We start from the raw sequence: 17,484 nt of genomic DNA, 5'->3' as shown, positions 1-17,484 counted from the left end.
ACCTCAATTAAAGCAGAAGCTCCTTTGCCTTTACAACAGCTTCACTTGCATTTTCTGCATAGCAGTCTGCACCGATCTTGTCAGCCCATGCCTGGGTTGCAGGAGCACCGCCGACCATGACCTTTACGCCATCTCTCATGCCCTGTTCCTTAAGCATCTCGATGACATCCCTCTGCCCCTGGAGAGTGGTTGTCATAAGAGCTGAAAGACCTACCATTGTGGCACCTGTTTCCTTTATTTTATCGAGGAAGTCCTGTAGCGGGACATCTCTTCCAATGTCATGGACTTCAAAACCTGATGACTGGAGCATGGTAGAAACAATAGATTTGCCGATGTCATGGACGTCACCTTCAACGGTACCATTTACAATTACACCGAGTTTCTTGCTTACAGCATCTTTTGGCATGTCCGCTTCAAGAAGCCTGACTCCTTCTTCCATTGCGCCTGCCGCCATCATTACGTGAGGAAGAAATAACTTACCTCTTTCAAAAAGAACACCGACTTCGTTCATTCCGGCTGCAAGACCTTTTTCAATGATCTCTGCAGGTGGAACCCCCTCACTCTTTGCTTTCTCAACGGCTGCTGTTACAACATCTTTTTTACATGTGACAACAGCGTCTGAAAGTTCTTTGAACATTTCTTCGTTGCTAATAATAATACCTCCATACTTTTTGCCTTCAGTTCATAACAGGGAAATTAGACTTGAAGAGCAATCAGCTATAGAAGCATAAGAAGAAAATGTATATATCATAAACTCAAGTAAATATGTCTACTGAGCCTGAATTTATAAAGATGGAGTCAATATTGATCTATAGTTGAAGCATTACAACAGCATTGTAATCTTAAAAAAAATCCAGATGGATTATTGACGTTGAGATGATTTTCAATATAGTAGCAATAATTATAATCTCAGAATTTGCACCAGAGAGACTTCATCCTATAAAATATTTGGATTATTAAAGAGATAAAACCACAGACCACCAATTGCCAGGGTTTCAAGTACTTTGATTCCTGAAGGTAAAGGATTTGTTGCTGCATAAATTAGGAAACTTACCAGAATGGCAATTCCAATATTAGCAATAATGAGAACTTCAATTTCCATTTTTATACCCGGTGAAAGCAGGCAAAAATGCCATTTTTAATTCTTATCTTTTTCAGTTTCAGACTATTAATATCTAAAAATATCTAAATATGAAAAAGGGATCCTGATATCCTCGATATCAGGTTCCTGTGTCACTCATAGTATTTTACTTATTCTTCCAGAGGAAGTGGTTCTGGTTCAAATACACTATGTTCTCTGTGTACTGCACTGGAAACAGGCATTCTGTTCCTCTCACGCTGTGAATACACCCAGAGTGGAATGAAGAGACAGAGCATGAAGAAACCTACACCAGTTGTTGCCCATCCAAGTTCAAGGCTGTTGAGGTAGATTATACCTATCAGGAAGAATGGAGTGTTCAGTATGGTTGTTGCCAGAGCGACTTTTTTCCATCCCCTTGGAGCCTTAAAAGGTCTATCCAGTTTAGAAAGTTCAGGATCGTTCCTGACTTTTACATAGGTGTAAAGACTGATACCGTTGGCACAAATATATCCAATTGCAGAAGCAGCAAGGATAGCTGTTGGTGTTCCAAGAAGAATAAGGAACATGTTGAACCCTGCATCAGCAAGCATTGCGTTCATTGGGTGTCCGTGCTTGTTCAGCTTACTCAGAAATGATGGCAGATTACCTTCGACTGACATTGAATAGATGGAACGTGCAGATGAAAGGAAGGCTGTCTGGATAATCAGAAGCATTGCACCTATCAGCATTATAATTGAAATGGAAGCACCAATAGGACCAAGTGCCATGTTTGCCAGTGGAAGCATTGGTGAAATAGGTTCCGCAAGAACTCCGTCAACTCCAAGAGCACCTATTACGGATGTCTGTACAAGTACGTAAAGAACAAGGCAGATTGCTCCACAAACAAGCAGTGCCTTTGGTATATCGGAATTTGGCTTCTTGTATTCAGGACCATAGATTGCAGCGGTTTCCCATGCAGCAGCACTCCATTCAGCCATTGCCAGAAGTCCGAGAAGGATAAGTATGTGCTCCCAGTCCCAGCTCCAGTCTGTAGGGAACCATGAATTTGTGATGTTTGCCATCTGGAAATCACCGGTAAAGAATGGTGCAATGGTGATGACCAGAAGAGGTACCAGGGAAATAGCAGCTAAGATAACTCCGGCGGCTGCTCCGTTCTTGAGTCCTTTTGAATTAATGATTGCAAGGGAACCGAAGATGAAACCTCCTACTACCAGTGCCATAAGTGTTGAGTTTATTCCTGCAATTGCAGGGACCATTCCCTGAAGATAATCTGATATAAGAATTGCATAGATAGCAAGGACAGGACTCCATCCGAACCAGTAACTCCAGGCACTGAAACCGCCGATGAACTTACCGAACTTGAACTTGCCCTTGTTGTTCTTATCTTTATCCGAACCAAAGACCGTTTGCGTATAACCAGGAAGACCTGATGCCTTTGGGAAAACTGTTGCCAGTTCTCCGAATGCAAAGTTCTGTAAAAATCCAAGAAGCACGGTGGCTCCCCAGATAACTATGGCGAAGGACCAGACATAGCTTGTAAGATATCCGATTGAAGGAAGGATAAGAAGAGGAACACCCAGCGCTATTGCAAGACCCTGTTTCCAGTCAATGGATCTCTCAAGTTCCTGAGGGTCACATATATTTTTAGCACACTGAGCACCATGTTCCCAGTCAATTCCAGGGGATGCATCTGTTTTCTTGCTCATGCACACACCCCATGATAATTCAGGTCTGTTCTACAGGAAAGAGGCGTACCCATCGGGTAGCCGTTTCCGGCCTATATTCCGACTACAGGACAATAGTCATGGACAAGACAATCCACATATTCATTCAAAATGATGATTTTGTTCATTCTAACACCTTAGATCTCAAAGCAACCCACCTGAACAATAAATATATATATGGAACTTCAAGTGCGCTACTTATATTTTACGGATATTCTATTCCTGCTACTAATACTTATAATTGACGGAAATGTACTTCCGTCATGGATGCCCTAAAAAAGATGGATCTACTGGTGTAATCTCCGATAATATTACATAGTCTTCCTTTATGGAAAATCAAAAAGGCCACAAATCAAAATCTTCAAAATTAAATTAAATTAAATCTGGAAAATATTAGATCGACCCATAATAAATAAGATTCCAGATATGGATCTTACAAAATATTTGGATTATTAAAAAGGTAGGCACAGAGACCACCAATGGCCAGAGTTTCAAGTATTGGAATCCCTGAAGGGAGAGGATTGGTCGCTGCATAGATGAAAGAACTTGCCAGAATGGCAATAGCAATATTAGCAATAATAAAATCTTCAATTTCCATTTTTACACCAGGTGAATGAAGGCAAAAAAGCCAGTTTTTCTGTTTTTCAGTTCGGAGCAATATATCCGAATATTTAAGGGTAATTATAATACTATGATATAAGGAATAATGAAATATAAGGGTTTTTTATTGCTCACCATTTTAAGTTTGTTTTGCTCGATCTGTAAAAAAAATAGTTCAGGCTCAAACGGTAACATGTTCCTTGCTTTTAAATGGAAGACAAGCATACCGTTTGTTGCCATCAGACCCTCATTAGTATAATAACATAATGAGGGTCAACCTCCAGAGTAAGGATGAACTTATCATCCCTACAACTCCAAACAGAATGTTAAATTATTAAGAAGGAATAATTCTTACTTTTCACAGGATGAATGTGCTTTGTCCTGAGCTTTTGTATCCCTTAATCTGACTCCATGCAATACAGGTGGCAATGGTGATGCAGCAAATACTCTGTCTTCTAATTTTTCAGGCATAACCGTTTTCTCCTTTTAGTTTTGATTGTTTTACCCGACTTGTGGAAGTCGGCATCTGGTAACTGGTCTAATAGTATTTATAATTTTGTATGGTAGCCAGAAAACAGGAAGAATCCATAAAGAAACAAATAATCTGAACTAATTCGGGAAAAAGCAGGAAACGAACTATAAACAGAATATCAATATTCCAAAAAAAAGAAAAACGCAGAAATTATCGGATTCCGGTTCTCAGGCTGATTGATGTTCTGAACTCATAAAAAATAGTTCTCCGGGCAAAAATGGTGACTACTCGTATGAAGGATTTGTCCCGGAGAAACTTTTAATCAGTATTTGTGGTTCCTTGCCATTTCTACCATTGCCCGGAGGTTCTCTGTGGGAGTCTTGCTGACAATACCACAGCCCGGTGCAAGCAAGCCCACTCCTGCATCAAGGACCTTCTGTGACTGCTCCCTGATGGTTTCAGGAGTCTGGTTCCAGAGCATGTTCACGGGGTCAAGGTTCCCGACGATCACAGCTTTTTCGACACTGCCAACGGCGGTTGCTACATCAACATTCTGGTCTACACTAATGCCGTCTACACCTGATGATTCCATAAGAGCAAGACCCAGGGTGGTGTCACCACATATGTGCAGAACTACAGGAACGTTGACCTTGTGCATTGCATCAACTATCTTTGCATGGAAAGGTACAACAAACTTTTCATAGAATTCGGCACCAATAAGCTGTGCACTTGCCGTAGGATCAATGATAACCATCGTATCAGCACCGTTCTCAACCATTTTTTCTGCATATGCAACACAGAAATCGGTTGTGAATTCCATGAGGGCAAGACCGAATGCTTCGTCTGTGAAGATTGCCATAAACCAGTCATCACCATTGATGTGTTGTGCAAGTGAGAAAGGACCGATCATGCTTCCCATGACAGGAAGTTCATCACCATATTTGTCTGCAAGTATCTTTATTGCCTCACAGACAACACCGATCCTGCCGTGTTCGAGGCTGTAACCTTTGAGCTTCTCAATGTCTTCAACATTGCTTACAACATGACCTACAACAGATGGCTGCTGTTCTTTTGTACCGTCTTTTATCTCACAGCCGAAGAACTCAGCTTCTGCTGTAATATCAAAAGGCACACGCACAGCTTCAAATCCAACTACTGTATGACCTGCTTCTGCAAGTGTGGCCATTTTTTCGGCATCATTGTTAGCCTCGGGCCAGAAGGCACCGCAAGCTTCCATTTGTTCAACTGTTCCTGTCTGGGTGACAGAAACGGCAGGCATTCTGTCAACAGGCTGGCCTGTCAATGCACGCGCTAATCTTTCTTTAGGGGTATATTCTGTCATAGATATAATCTCCTTACTTAAATGGAGTCACAACTGGGAACCCCATGTGCATTTCTTCCCATCTTTGACAACAGAAGAAATAATTTCAATACCTTTCGAATCTTCCCACAATCCATGAACATTGCAACTTTCAACTGCTTTGAGATTGACAATAGCTGATTTTGTGCCGCATGTACCACATACACCAAAGCCATGAATTGTGCAATTTCGGATTTCTCTTGCAGTGATCATCTCTTCAGTGCCTACGGCGGTAAATGTCGCTTCAGCTTTCCCTTCTGATGCCTGAAGTTCCTTTCTTCCCACAAGAGTTCCGTTCAGGTGCAGTTCTATCCATTTTATGTAGTGCTCCTCTTCCATAACATGAGGAATAGCTCCTACAGTTACCTTAACATCAAAAGGTTCCCCGGCTTTCACTTCTGAAGGAGCCTCAATGACAGGAATATGCTTTTTTTCCGTATCGGTAAGATTATCATGATCTTTTGCCCGTTGAATATTGATATCTGAACTCATAATTTCACCTTATAATATCCATTAATTAGCAAATTAAAGATTAATTTAAACATAAAATCCAAAAAGAAGTGTCAGTTAAGCTGACACATCTTCAGTATTTGTAATGGCTTACAGAATGGTAAAGCATAATCACAAAAAACGCGATTATAACCCCCAGCAAACTGAAAAAGCCCACCGGGTCCCATATGAACTGGATTGAACCGGTCTCTGACCATCCCACAAGTACTGAACCCTGTATCTGCGTCGGTACAACCAGACAGATGAAAGCAAGCACAAAAATGAAAATGATGTCAAATGCCTCCATCATCCAGTTTTTCTTTTCAGTGTCTTCACTCATATTGTTCACCTCAATCATAGTACTTGAAATCAAACATGTGCTGTTTTATTGAGCGCCTGACCTGCATATAGCCTATAGTCTCAATACCCACTACCAAACCGAAGAACAGGATGTATATCCCCTGAATTGCAGGCGAAACAGCTGAACCAGCCTCAGACAGTATGGTAAAGACCACATAGCCTTCAATAACAATCAACAGCGCAATTGCACCCAGTATCAGAAAGGTGTCCTTTGCAAATGCACTATTGTATTTTGCTTCATTGATTCCATCCATTTTTATCACTCCTCAATATTATGGTGGCTTGGATTCGGCCATCCCATTTCCCTTTGCCAATCGAATTCTTTCTGATGTTTCTTGTGCTTATTATGGAAGTAGAAGTATGCTATCAGATAGAAGACCAAAGCGAAGATAAGGTTGTATCTGTAGCCCCAGAACAGTGTGGACATGATTGTTATTGCAATTATAATTGCAAAGTAGGATATCCATGGCTGAAGTGGGCTTACAAACGGGCGAATCTTGTTGATATGGGATGGGAACATCTTTCTGAAACGTAGCAGGGAGAATGGTATCAGAACGTAACAAAGCAAACCTGATACGATTGAGAAAGTGATGACCTGATCAAGATAACCGCTGAATGCAAAGGCTATTGCTATAGGCATGGTGAAAATTACTGCTTTGTAAGGTGACTGGTATTTTGGATGCACTGAAGCGAACCAATTAGACACAAAATGATCTCTTGAAAGAGCAAACCATGACCTTGATGAATCACAAACACAGCCGTTTGCACTGGAAATACATGTTAGCAAAGTTCCAATTGCCAGAAGTGCAACCAGTACCGGTACTCCGCTTACCTGTGCAGCCTCGAAGAGTGGATATACGGAAACTCCCAGACCTTCAGCAGGTATGCTGGATGGGAGCAGGCTTGCACATATGAAAAGTGTCATTGCGGCTCCGACCAGCAATGTTATCATTCCTGCCTGTTGTCCCAGGGGCACTGCCCTTGACGGACGTTTACATTCCTCTGCACACATTGCGGCTCCTTCAATACCCAGGAAGAACCACGGACCGAACTGCAAAGCGGCAAAGAGACCTATCATGCCGTTTGGCATTGCACCCTGGAAAAGGTTCTCCGGGTGAAGTTCAAAGACGCCGAATGTTCCTGAGAAGAAGAACAATATTATGGCAAGGAAAGCGATGGCAGTCATGAAGAAGTTAAGTGTAAGTGCGGCCACAACACCCCTGTAGTTAATAAATGTCAGAGTAGCAATTACTAGCAATGTAACGGGGAAAACCTGCAACTGCGGGAAAAGCTCCTGCGCAATAAAAGCAACAACTATAGCATCAGCAGCCTCCAGGGCTATAAATTCCATATATACCGCAAGTCCAACACTGGCTGCAGCACCCGGTCCTACAAAAAGCCTTGCCCAGTCATAAGGCCCACCTGCCAGTTTGGTGGCGGATCCAAGTTCACTTGCACACAGGGAAATTATGACGTACATTGTTCCCGCAACAAGCATTGCAAGCAGAGCTCCAAGAATTCCTCCTTTTGCAACGGTGAAGTTCCACCCCATAAACTCACCAACAAGAACTATTCCGACTCCCAATGCCCAGACGTGATAGGGCCTGAGCGTCTTAACAAGTCCGGGTGATTCTGTAACTTCATCGGTCACATGATCACCTCTTCAATTTCTTGGATGTTTTACTCGCATCAAGCAAGACCCATCCGATCAATGCAAAAGCCAGCAAGTATATTATTCCATTAATGATCGTCCAGTACGCATCCATTGGAAAACCTCCATTTTAATAGATTTTACTCGATTATTCGTTACCTTTATCCCGATAAAAAATGCCAGCGAAATTAATCGCTGGCTTGCTCGGAGGGATTAAAACGTAAGTCCAAACTCCTCTAGCTTCTTGCGTGCACCGTCATAGACCTTGACGTATTCGTCGGTTGGCGTTACGGTTGCAATGTCGTAACATTCCTGGAAAGTCTTACCCTCTGGTGCAGTTGCATAGTTGCCTTCATAAGAACTGACAAGAGCATCAAGAACCTTGTTAACTTCGGAAATATCCATTCCTGCGGTTGCCCTTGCGACTTCTCCCATCATTCTTGCTTCCATACCGGTTGTCTTGTCCTGAACGACACCCTTTGCGGCTGCAACACCGGAGAGGATTTCACGACCTGAAGCTGTGTCAGTGATAGACTGAGCGGATGCTTCCAAAAGGCACATCTCGGTACATGGACCTGCACATGGATAGTACTGGTTACCTGAAAGTATATCAGTGAATTCTGAAATTGTAGCACATGCCCAGCCAGCGATCATGAGGGTCTCACGGGTGTTTGTGGATCCCCAGCGAATGTGAACCGGACCGTCAAGGTGCCAGCTTGCATTGCTCATTACAAAAGCGTTGATGTGGGTTGCAATATCTACAATTGTGGTTTCTTCTATGCCACCGGCATATCCACCAAAGATAGGCATCTGTTCATCCATGATGATGTCACTGTTACCCTGATAGTGAGCCATTACACTGATAGCATCAAGGTCTATCTTAAGCTCATTGAGCTGTGATACTTCGTGACTGTCACTGCAGACCTGGCCACCGACGCAGTCTGAAGCGATATTTCCCTGAGCGGACAGGGAAGTCTCTGGTCCCTATATGCCCATGCCTGGCCTTCCGGCCATTGCGGCTGCATTCTTAATGAGCCTTGTCTCGGTCTTTGCTGCAAGAACCTCATAAGGACTCTTTGGAATTGGTGGCTTGCCACGGACTGTCATCATGACACCGTTGACAATTGTGTCAACTTCCTTCTCAAGTGCATAGCTCATATGAACCGGCATGAACATGTTTTCAGAAATAGGGGAACCTGTCGGACCACCCTGGACGATTGGCTTTCTTTTGTCACCAACACTTCTCTTCTGTACTCTTACAGCATCCCTGCCGGTACCAAGCACGAATTCCTTCTGGACATTATTGATTGCGTCCCATATCTCTTCTTCTGTGTATTTTACCACACGGCCTGTGTCGGTACAGAAAATACCGCACTCAAGGAGCATCTCAAAACCTGCTTTGAACAGGTTTTCCATCATATCTTTGTCAGTTGGTACGAACTCGTTCTTGAAATCAAGGTTGTATTTCTGTTTGAGCTCCATTGCCTTCATAGGGATGGTCATGAGGTCCCAGTCATCCTGGGTCATCTTCTGACCTTTCTTTGCACGCTCATAGAATTCAAAACAATCAAGTGATCTTGAAAATGTCATATTATACCCCCCTTATTTCATGAGTTCCAATGCCACACGAGCTGCATCTGCTGCATTTTCTGCTGTTGCATCTGCTCCAATTTCTGCGATCCATGCATCAGATACTGGTGCTCCACCGAACATTATCTTGACAGAGTCCCTGAGATTCTCTTCTACAAGAGTGCCTACTGTGTCTTTCTGACCCAGCATGGATGTGGTCATGAGTGCAGAGCCTACAAGGAGGATTTTGCTACCCTCAAGCTTTTTGACTTCATCCACGATGGTATCATCAGGTACATCAACACCAAGATCAACTATCTTGAAACCATTTGCACCAAGCATAGTTGAGACCAAACGGTGACCGATGTCATGGATGTCGCCTTCCTGTACAAAAGTGATTGCTGTTCCCACTCCTTCTCCTGTCTTTTCTTCTGCAAGTATAGGAGTAAGAATTTCCATTGCAGCATTCATAGCCTTTGCAGACATCATAATCTGTGGAAGATAGATCTCTGCCGCTTCAAATTTATCGCCTACGATCTTCATACCTACCGAAAGACCGCCTTCTATTGCATCAACAGCACTAATACCTGCATCCACAGCTTCCTGAGTAGCTGTAGCACAGCCGTTTATATCCTGATTGACTATAGTATCTCTGAGTTTGTCTAATAACTCCTGATTTGACATATTTTACCTCCTAATCTCCTGTTGCAGTTGTTTTTACAGCGTTGCAACTATCTTTACAATCATTCTCAAAACAACTGCCTGTTGCGGGCTATCCATGGGACTGCCACTGCAAATACATCATTTACTTTACAACATATAGACTAATCCTTGTCGATTTTTCATTAATTGCAGGATATAGCTCCTTCATTGTTACTTAATTAGAATAATGGAAATTTTGAATTCGAATTGATTTCTAAAAGAGAATTTGATTTTTCATGTGCTTCATGAATTGTAACTACCCTTGTGAATTGTAACAGGGTATGTGACTTGTAAGTACCACTGTGAATTACCATATAAAATAAATTAATATAGTTTAAACCAAAAACGTTACTAGTAGTGGAAAAAGAATTGTACATGCTAAAAATTACTGAATGGTAAGAAAGGTAAATTTAAAACCATTTGATATAACCAGAAGTTCTGTTATGATAGTATTGAAGTGGGAATAGGAAAGGATAGGTATGAAAACGTCACTGGTAAATACTGTATGGTATTCTGATAAGAGGAAAAATCTTTTGTTATTATTAAGTGAGGGAGAAAGGGATCTGGAACAAATTAAGAAATCACTGAATGTAACAACCAGATCAATAATGCCTCAGATAAAAACCCTGAAAAAGCAGAATCTAATTAAACAGGAAGATGAGAATTTCAGCCTGACTTCCATAGGAAATATAATTGCTAACAATATGCTGCCGTTTCTTGATACATCAAGAATTGTTGAAGAAAATAAAGATTTCTGGACAAGCAGGAATTTCGATGCTATACCAGCACACCTTTTCAGCAGGATAAGAGATCTTGGACATTATTTCCTTATAGAACCCGATATTAACCATATGTTTGAGCTTCCCAGGGAATTTGTGGATAATATTCCAAAATCAAAAACAATTATGACTTTTGTTTCGTACCTTCATCCTTCATTTCTTTCTCTTTATCTTAAAGCAGCCCACTCAGGGGCAGAAATTTCACTTTTCCTTTCAGAATCGGCGTTAGACAAAATAAAGAAAGAATATCTGGAACAATTCAGCGAATTGGTTAGAATAGATGGCATAACCTTCTTTCTCTGTGAAGAAAACTTTAAGGTACCAATGATAACAGTGACTGACTGGTTTTGTTACATCTGTCTTTTCAATGAAGAATTAAGATACGACCACAGAGATATCATAAGTTTTGATGAAAGCTCACTGGAATGGTGCCATGAGTTGTTTGAGTATTACAGGTATAGTTCAAAAGAGATTTGCCAAATGGAAAATGATGCTTAATACAAATATGGGATGGGGAGACAGGAATTATGGAATCATCATTAACCGAAACAATATGGTTTTCTGAAAAAAGAAGAAAAATAATGCTGCTATTACTGGACGGACCAAAAAAGCCCGACGAAATGAAGGAAGCATTCGGTGTTACATGGCGTTCACTAATACTCCCACTTAAAGAACTGAAGGAAGCGGAACTTGTATGCAATTCTGAAGGAATATATGAACTGTCCTATATTGGAAAACTTATCGCAGAAACAGTGAAACCAATTAATGAAATACTAAAGTTCTTTGAAAAGGACACTGAGTACTGGGTTAAAAGAAATCTGGATTCAATACCTGAATATCTTCTGGACAGAATAGGAGAAATTGAAGAATATACAATTTCGGAACCGGAACTTAATGATATGTTTGAACCTACTGTGGAGTTTACAGATGGGCTTTTGCATTCAAAACATGTGCATTCGATTTTTTCTATCTATCACCCTCTTTACCCCCCATTTTACAGTGAGCTTGCAGAAAAAGGGATCCAGGTGTCAATAATTTTCACTCAATCTGTTTTGCAAAGAATAACTGAAGACAGGAATGAAGAACTGCAGAAAATGAAAGACTTGGAAAATACAAAATTGTTCCTGTATGAAAAAGAGATGTGTCCACCCTCAATTGTGGTTACTGATACTTTATTTTCGGCGAGCTTTTTCAATATCAGTGGAATGTATGACCACAGGGATATAATGGCTTTTTCTCAAAGTTCACTTAAGTGGGGGGAAGAGATGTTTGAACATTACAAAAGTCTGGCTACTGAAATCTAGAATTCGGTATGGAAGTACATTGAGTGTCGGTGTGAAGGGGAATGGGAGGTGCATGTGATTGAAAAAGAATGAGATGACAATTAAAACCAAACTGATTATGTATATAGTGGTCAGTGTCTTTCTTGTACTCGTTGTTTCAACCGCAGTTAGTATCAAAACCGTAACATCCCAACAAGAAGAACTTGCATATCTTCAATCCGTAGAAATGGCAAGGGACTATGCGAATCAGTTCGACGGTGACATGCAGGCAAATATGGCTATTGCAGAAACAATTGCTAAAACAATGGAAATGTACACAGCCGATGACAGAAATGAAGTAAACAATATTCTCAAAAATATTCTTGAAACTCATCCTTCTCTTACGGGAGTGTATGTAGGATACGAACCTGATGCTTTTGATGGAAATGATGATGAATATATCAATGCTCCATATCACGACTCCACCGGGAGATTCATACCCTACTGGAATACTATCCAGGGAACAATAGAAGTTGAACCCCTTGTGAACTATGACACCCAGGATTACTACCAGCTTCCGGAGCTAACACACGAAAATATTGTCACTGAACCTTATTATTATCAGGGCATATTCATGGTAAGCTATGACGTTCCTATCTTTAAGAATGGTGAATTTTCAGGTATCGCAGGTGTTGATGTCTCTCTTGATTACATCGACGATGTTGTTAGTGACATAAGAGCCTTTGATACAGGATATGCATTTGTGACAGGAAATACCGGTATTCTGGTATCCCACCCTGAATACAAAGAAGGAATAGGCACACATACCCTTTACGATCTTGGAATTCCTCAAATATCAGGTGCTGCAGAAGAGATCAAAAATGGAATAGGAGGAAGCATTGAAACTGTCGATCCTTTGACAGGCAAAGAAGTAATAATGTTTTATGAACCTGTGAGAACAGGTAACTACTCTTTTGTACTTGTGATCCCAAAAGAAGAGATGTTTGCCGGGGTTACCAAACTCAGAAACACCCTAGTCATTATTTCTACTATTTCAATATTCTTTATGGGCTTTGTTTCTTATTTGATAGCAACATCGATAACGTCTCCTATAGATGAAATCGTTGAGAACTTCAGGAATATTGCGCAGGATGCTGTTGACGGTAAACTGGATACAAGAGCAAAAACAGATGTAGAAAGGGATTTCAAAGAGATTCCAATCGGACTTAATATGATCCTTGATGCTGTGGTAGCACCGATACGGGAATCTATCAGAGTTACAAATGCACTTGCAAAAGGAGAACTTGGGGCTCGTACCGAACTGGAACTGAAAGGGGAATTCAAGCATCTTGGAGATACATTAGATGATTTTGCAGATTCCTTAAACAATATTATTGCAGATTCCAATAACGTACTTACTGCTATACAGAACAATGATTTTTCCCGCAACGTTCGGATACATGGAAAGGGTGATTTTAATATCCTCACCGAAGGAATCGAAGAAACAAGAAACTCATTAGATCTGGCAATTCACGAACAAAAAAAGGCTGAAAAGGCTCTAAGAGATTCTGAAAGGAAATTCAGGACTTTGTTTGAAAGCCTGAATGATGCAATATATCTCACCGACCTGCAGGGGAATATTCTGGAAATAAATGAGATCTCATGTAAAAGAATGGGATATAGCCATGATGAATTCCTTTCTTTAACTTATATGGACATTGATGCTTCAAATCGTGGCAAAGATTTTCTTACAGTACTTAAAGAATTATGTAAAATGAAGAGCAATCTCTTGGAAACAATCCACATGAGAAAAGATGGTACTGTCTTTCCGGTAGAATTGAGCAGTCGTATGATCAGGTTCGATGGGCATAAAGCAATCATTACTATTGCAAGAGATATTAGTAAAAGAAAACAAAGTGAAAAAGAACTCAAAAAATATGCTGAAGAACTTGAGCACTCAAACGAACTTAAGGAAGAAATGGAGAGTATAATCAATAACAGTCCTGTTATAGCTTTCAAATGGAAGACAGAAACTGACTGGCCAGTAGAATTTGTTTCAAAAAACATCACAAAACTTGGCTATACTGTAGAAGATTTTACATCTAACCGTCTTAAGTATGCCGATATTATACATCCCGATGATAGCGAAAGGACTCACCTGCATATTTCCAATTATTATATGAAAAAGGAGGCTGAACTAAACTACGAATACAGAATATACACCAAATCAGGCGATATAAAATGGGTAGATGAAAGAACCTTTACAAGAAGGGATAACTACGGCAGGATTTCATTGCAGGGAATAATTCTGGATATTACTGAACGTAAAAAGGTAGAAGAAGCACTTATTCAGGCAGAGAATATTCGCAAGAAAGAAATACATCACCGTGTGAAGAACAATTTACAGGTAATTTCAAGTTTGCTCTATCTTGCATCTGATAATTTTGAGCAGCAGGATGTAATAGAGGCTTTTTTAGATAGTCGTAACCGTGTGCGTTCAATGGCTCTGATACATGAAGAACTGTATCAATCAAAGGATATGACAAGTGTTGATTTTTCCGATTACACGAAGAAATTAATGAATTACCTATCCAGATCATGCGAAGATGGAAAGAAGGATATTAAGCTTGTTTCTAAGATTGAGGGTGTTTACCTCAACGTTGATACAGCTGTTCCGCTTGGTATGATAATCAACGAACTTGTTTCAAACTCATTAAAACATGCTTTCTCCGAAATGAAAGAAGGGGAAATCAGTGTGGAACTTAATGTCATTAAAAATGATTTTTTATTGAAAATAAAAGATAATGGAATTGGTATTTCCCCGGATATTGATTTTAGAAATACAGAATCCCTGGGTTTACAGCTTGTGACCACGTTGGTTGACCAGATAGATGGAACCATCGAACTGAACTCAATTCATGGAACAGAATTTATCATTAATTTTTCAGAGAGGAACTAAAATGGAAGAAACAGAGGTAAATAATGCAAAGATACTTGTTGTTGAGGACGAAAATATAGTTGCTTTGGAGCTAAAGAAAAGACTTAATAAACTTGGGTATCAGGTTTCCAGTGTTGCATCAACCGGAAAAGAAGCAATTAACAAAGCCGAAGGATTTCTCCCTGATCTTGTGATTATGGATATCAGGTTAAAAGGAGATATGGATGGAATTCAGGCAGCACAAATAATCCGGGAACGTTTTAATATACCAGTAATCTATCTTACGGCTCATTCTGATGATGAAACGCTCAAAAGAGCTAAACAGACAGAACCTTATGGATATATTTTAAAACCTTTCGAAGAGGATGACCTTCGAACGACAATTGAAATTGCATTATATAAGTATCAGATGGAACATTGCCACGATAAATAATTTCAAATTTTCATTTTGGGGATATTAATAGGTTTTCTTATGAGCACATAATTTCATTCATGTGCTGACAGTTATCGTACCCCATGACAATTCACATGTCATGCAGATAATAGCACCAAATTATGCTATATATTATTCTGTTCTACTGGAAGTGTCCCTTAATAAAGGGGTCTATATCCGTAGGCAGGGATACGGGTCAGTATTCCTGCACTTCCCAAAAATAAGTAACACTTTGCCATCTACATTTAGTTATTTAGAATCTGAAACTCATGTATGAGTCTGTTACTTCAGGATTATTATACCTCATGATAATTCACATGTAATGCTAACATTGCTAGCAAATTATGCTATAACCATTTTGTTCTGGTGAAAGTATCCCCCTATAAAAAATAAAATCAATATGCTAAGAAGCAATAGTTTTTCTTGCACCTTTAAAAGACAACAGTAGTATCAAAAGTTATATATACTATGTTAATACGAGGCAATGAGAAAATATAAATAGTAGCCAAACAGGACAATATATATATATGTCGATGACCAAAGCTAAAGATGTTTCTCTTAGAATCAGAAGAGCAATGAGAAACAGTCCAAAAACACAAACTATGGATGCAAAATCATGAAACGAAACAACAATGACCACAACTGGATACTTGCATTCCTGGGATTCTAGGAATTGATCGGAAAAAAGGTCAAACTCCAGGAGCTGTTAGCATGGAAAGAAAACCACTTGATACACTTATTAGCAAAAACGGATTATGGGTGTCACGCAACGGACGCCTTCACGGAGTGAAGAGTTGTCAGACATCACAAAAATATATTAGAATAGAAATGGATTGCGGAGAGGTCATCACTGTACGCAACTCCAGAAGCAGCAGGTCTGCAAGAGCACTAAGGAACCATAAATTCCAAAAACCCTGCAAACATTGTCGCCTTTCAGACGACAGAATTAACGAATTCTCAAAGAAGATCTCAAGGAAAGATGAAGCTGAGATCAAAATTGTCCGCTCGTTCAGACTACCTTCTGAAAAGCCTGCCGAGCCTGTTACAATACCTGCAGAAGCTATTGAAAATAATAAGCCTGCGAATGATATTAAAGATCACATTCATAATGAACCTCGGGCTGGAATAACTGCCAATAGTTCCACCAACCACAGATCAAATCCTAAATCCTTAAAGAGCAGTTCCAGCCCTTCCAATCCTGGTAATAATTCTAAGGCTAAGAAAACATCTTCCCAGCCACAAGCAAAGTCAAAGAAGACTGATTTCACACCCCTGCAAAAGAACAGGATTCTTTCACTTTTAGGTCCCGGAGAAATGATATCGTTTGCAAAGGAAAAGAGATCCTTTGCAGAACTCGAATCCACCCTGACCCTACAGCGTAAGAAGGATATAAGGGAAATGTACGAGGACAGTCGCGAAAACCTGCTTGGAAAACTTGAGAGAACAATTACTGAATTTCTCGTGGATATGGGCTTCCTTGAAGTCAAGTCCCCAATTCTCATTCCTTTTGAATATATGGAACGAATGGGAGTTGGCGAGGACAAGAAGCTTTCAGAGCAAATATTCAGGGTTGGAGACAACATGTGTCTGCGCCCAATGCTTGCTCCGGGACTCTACAACCACCTGAGAAAATTCGATAATGTACTTCCTGACCCTGTCAGAATATTTGAGATAGGTCCTTGTTATCGTAAAGAATCTGATGGAAACAGCCACCTTGAAGAATTCACAATGCTGAATTTCTGCCAGATGGGATCAAATTGTACAAGGGATGAACTTGAGTATCTTATTAAGGAACTTCTGGATTTCCTGGGAATTGAATTCGAGATCGTTGCAGACAGTTGCATGGTCTATGGTGACACCATCGATGTGATGCATAAAAAAATGGAACTCTCATCCGCCGTTGTCGGCCCGGTCCCAATGGATATGGACTGGGGAGTAAACAAACCCTGGATTGGAGCCGGTTTTGGTCTTGAAAGGTTGCTAAAAGCAAAACATGATTTCAAGAACATAAAACGTGCAGCCAGATCAGAATCATACTACAACGGAATCAGCATCAATCTTTGA

The 17,484-nt window shown here is 40.4% G+C and carries 15 protein-coding genes and 1 pseudogene; 5 read left to right on the top strand and 11 right to left on the bottom strand.

Features of this window, described 5'->3' with window-relative positions:
- Nucleotides 1-7: 7 nt before the first annotated feature.
- From mtbC to METTI_RS07515, 11 genes and pseudogenes are all read right to left on the bottom strand, one after another.
- Entirely contained in the window at nucleotides 8-637 is a 630-nt protein-coding gene (gene mtbC / locus METTI_RS07565; protein WP_023845231.1) for a dimethylamine corrinoid protein MtbC, read from the bottom strand.
- Nucleotides 638-937: 300 nt separating this feature from the next.
- Nucleotides 938-1,102 (bottom strand): hypothetical protein, encoded by a 165-nt coding sequence (locus METTI_RS15760; protein WP_023845230.1) that lies wholly within the window; start codon nucleotides 1,100-1,102, stop codon nucleotides 938-940.
- 149 nt (nucleotides 1,103-1,251) lie between these two features.
- Complete coding sequence (locus METTI_RS07560; protein ID WP_023845229.1) at nucleotides 1,252-2,787, bottom strand: APC family permease; 1,536 nt, start codon at nucleotides 2,785-2,787, stop codon at nucleotides 1,252-1,254.
- 451 nt (nucleotides 2,788-3,238) lie between these two features.
- Entirely contained in the window at nucleotides 3,239-3,403 is a 165-nt protein-coding gene (locus METTI_RS15755; RefSeq protein ID WP_023845228.1) for a hypothetical protein, read from the bottom strand.
- Between the two features lie 796 nt (nucleotides 3,404-4,199).
- On the bottom strand, nucleotides 4,200-5,219 hold the full coding sequence (gene mtbA / locus METTI_RS07550) for a methylcobamide:CoM methyltransferase MtbA (RefSeq protein WP_023845225.1): 1,020 nt from the start codon (nucleotides 5,217-5,219) through the stop codon (nucleotides 4,200-4,202).
- 27 nt (nucleotides 5,220-5,246) lie between these two features.
- Complete coding sequence (locus METTI_RS07545; protein WP_023845224.1) at nucleotides 5,247-5,729, bottom strand: class II SORL domain-containing protein; 483 nt, start codon at nucleotides 5,727-5,729, stop codon at nucleotides 5,247-5,249.
- A 91-nt stretch (nucleotides 5,730-5,820) separates the two neighbouring features.
- Nucleotides 5,821-6,066: an efflux RND transporter permease subunit gene (locus tag METTI_RS07540; RefSeq protein ID WP_023845223.1), complete on the bottom strand. Its 246-nt coding sequence runs from the start codon at nucleotides 6,064-6,066 to the stop codon at nucleotides 5,821-5,823.
- A gap of 10 nt (nucleotides 6,067-6,076) precedes the next feature.
- Complete coding sequence (locus METTI_RS07535; RefSeq protein ID WP_023845222.1) at nucleotides 6,077-6,340, bottom strand: hypothetical protein; 264 nt, start codon at nucleotides 6,338-6,340, stop codon at nucleotides 6,077-6,079.
- A gap of 5 nt (nucleotides 6,341-6,345) precedes the next feature.
- On the bottom strand, nucleotides 6,346-7,737 hold the full coding sequence (locus tag METTI_RS07530; protein WP_023845221.1) for an APC family permease: 1,392 nt from the start codon (nucleotides 7,735-7,737) through the stop codon (nucleotides 6,346-6,348).
- A gap of 213 nt (nucleotides 7,738-7,950) precedes the next feature.
- Nucleotides 7,951-9,327, bottom strand: a pseudogene (locus METTI_RS15750) (monomethylamine:corrinoid methyltransferase).
- Nucleotides 9,328-9,339: 12 nt separating this feature from the next.
- Nucleotides 9,340-9,990 carry a methyltransferase cognate corrinoid protein gene (locus tag METTI_RS07515; protein ID WP_023845219.1) on the bottom strand — a complete coding sequence of 217 codons (651 nt, stop codon included), beginning with the start codon at nucleotides 9,988-9,990 and terminating at the stop codon, nucleotides 9,340-9,342.
- Nucleotides 9,991-10,487: 497 nt separating this feature from the next.
- On the opposite strand from METTI_RS07515, the gene METTI_RS07510 reads away from it, so the two are divergent.
- The 5 genes from METTI_RS07510 (at nucleotide 10,488) to pylS (ending at nucleotide 17,484) form a co-directional block, all read left to right on the top strand.
- Entirely contained in the window at nucleotides 10,488-11,285 is a 798-nt protein-coding gene (locus tag METTI_RS07510) for a helix-turn-helix transcriptional regulator (RefSeq protein WP_023845218.1), read from the top strand.
- A 29-nt stretch (nucleotides 11,286-11,314) separates the two neighbouring features.
- Nucleotides 11,315-12,091, top strand: coding sequence for a helix-turn-helix transcriptional regulator (locus METTI_RS07505; RefSeq protein ID WP_023845217.1), 777 nt, complete (start codon nucleotides 11,315-11,317; stop codon nucleotides 12,089-12,091).
- Between the two features lie 73 nt (nucleotides 12,092-12,164).
- Nucleotides 12,165-15,008: a PAS domain S-box protein gene (locus METTI_RS07500; RefSeq protein WP_052324366.1), complete on the top strand. Its 2,844-nt coding sequence runs from the start codon at nucleotides 12,165-12,167 to the stop codon at nucleotides 15,006-15,008.
- 1 nt (nucleotide 15,009) lies between these two features.
- Nucleotides 15,010-15,420 (top strand): response regulator, encoded by a 411-nt coding sequence (locus tag METTI_RS07495; protein WP_023845215.1) that lies wholly within the window; start codon nucleotides 15,010-15,012, stop codon nucleotides 15,418-15,420.
- Nucleotides 15,421-16,131: 711 nt separating this feature from the next.
- Nucleotides 16,132-17,484: a pyrrolysine--tRNA(Pyl) ligase gene (pylS, locus tag METTI_RS07490; RefSeq protein ID WP_023845214.1), complete on the top strand. Its 1,353-nt coding sequence runs from the start codon at nucleotides 16,132-16,134 to the stop codon at nucleotides 17,482-17,484.

This window comes from Methanolobus tindarius DSM 2278, assembly GCF_000504205.1.
In the GTDB taxonomy this organism is placed as follows: domain Archaea; phylum Halobacteriota; class Methanosarcinia; order Methanosarcinales; family Methanosarcinaceae; genus Methanolobus; species Methanolobus tindarius.
Note: the sequence above shows the minus strand (reverse complement) of the source record. Positions and strands in the feature narration are given on the sequence as shown.

Coding starts and splice junctions, on each gene's coding strand:
- mtbA (WP_023845225.1), bottom strand. CDS start 5,219: ATGACAGAATATACCCCTAAAGAAAGATTAGCGCGTGCATTGACAGGC.
- METTI_RS07495 (WP_023845215.1), top strand. CDS start 15,010: ATGGAAGAAACAGAGGTAAATAATGCAAAGATACTTGTTGTTGAGGAC.
- METTI_RS15755 (WP_023845228.1), bottom strand. CDS start 3,403: ATGGAAATTGAAGATTTTATTATTGCTAATATTGCTATTGCCATTCTG.
- METTI_RS07545 (WP_023845224.1), bottom strand. CDS start 5,729: ATGAGTTCAGATATCAATATTCAACGGGCAAAAGATCATGATAATCTT.
- METTI_RS07540 (WP_023845223.1), bottom strand. CDS start 6,066: ATGAGTGAAGACACTGAAAAGAAAAACTGGATGATGGAGGCATTTGAC.
- METTI_RS07510 (WP_023845218.1), top strand. CDS start 10,488: ATGAAAACGTCACTGGTAAATACTGTATGGTATTCTGATAAGAGGAAA.
- METTI_RS15760 (WP_023845230.1), bottom strand. CDS start 1,102: ATGGAAATTGAAGTTCTCATTATTGCTAATATTGGAATTGCCATTCTG.
- METTI_RS07515 (WP_023845219.1), bottom strand. CDS start 9,990: ATGTCAAATCAGGAGTTATTAGACAAACTCAGAGATACTATAGTCAAT.
- METTI_RS07560 (WP_023845229.1), bottom strand. CDS start 2,787: ATGAGCAAGAAAACAGATGCATCCCCTGGAATTGACTGGGAACATGGT.
- METTI_RS07500 (WP_052324366.1), top strand. CDS start 12,165: ATGACAATTAAAACCAAACTGATTATGTATATAGTGGTCAGTGTCTTT.
- METTI_RS07535 (WP_023845222.1), bottom strand. CDS start 6,340: ATGGATGGAATCAATGAAGCAAAATACAATAGTGCATTTGCAAAGGAC.
- pylS (WP_023845214.1), top strand. CDS start 16,132: ATGGAAAGAAAACCACTTGATACACTTATTAGCAAAAACGGATTATGG.
- mtbC (WP_023845231.1), bottom strand. CDS start 637: ATGTTCAAAGAACTTTCAGACGCTGTTGTCACATGTAAAAAAGATGTT.
- METTI_RS07505 (WP_023845217.1), top strand. CDS start 11,315: ATGGAATCATCATTAACCGAAACAATATGGTTTTCTGAAAAAAGAAGA.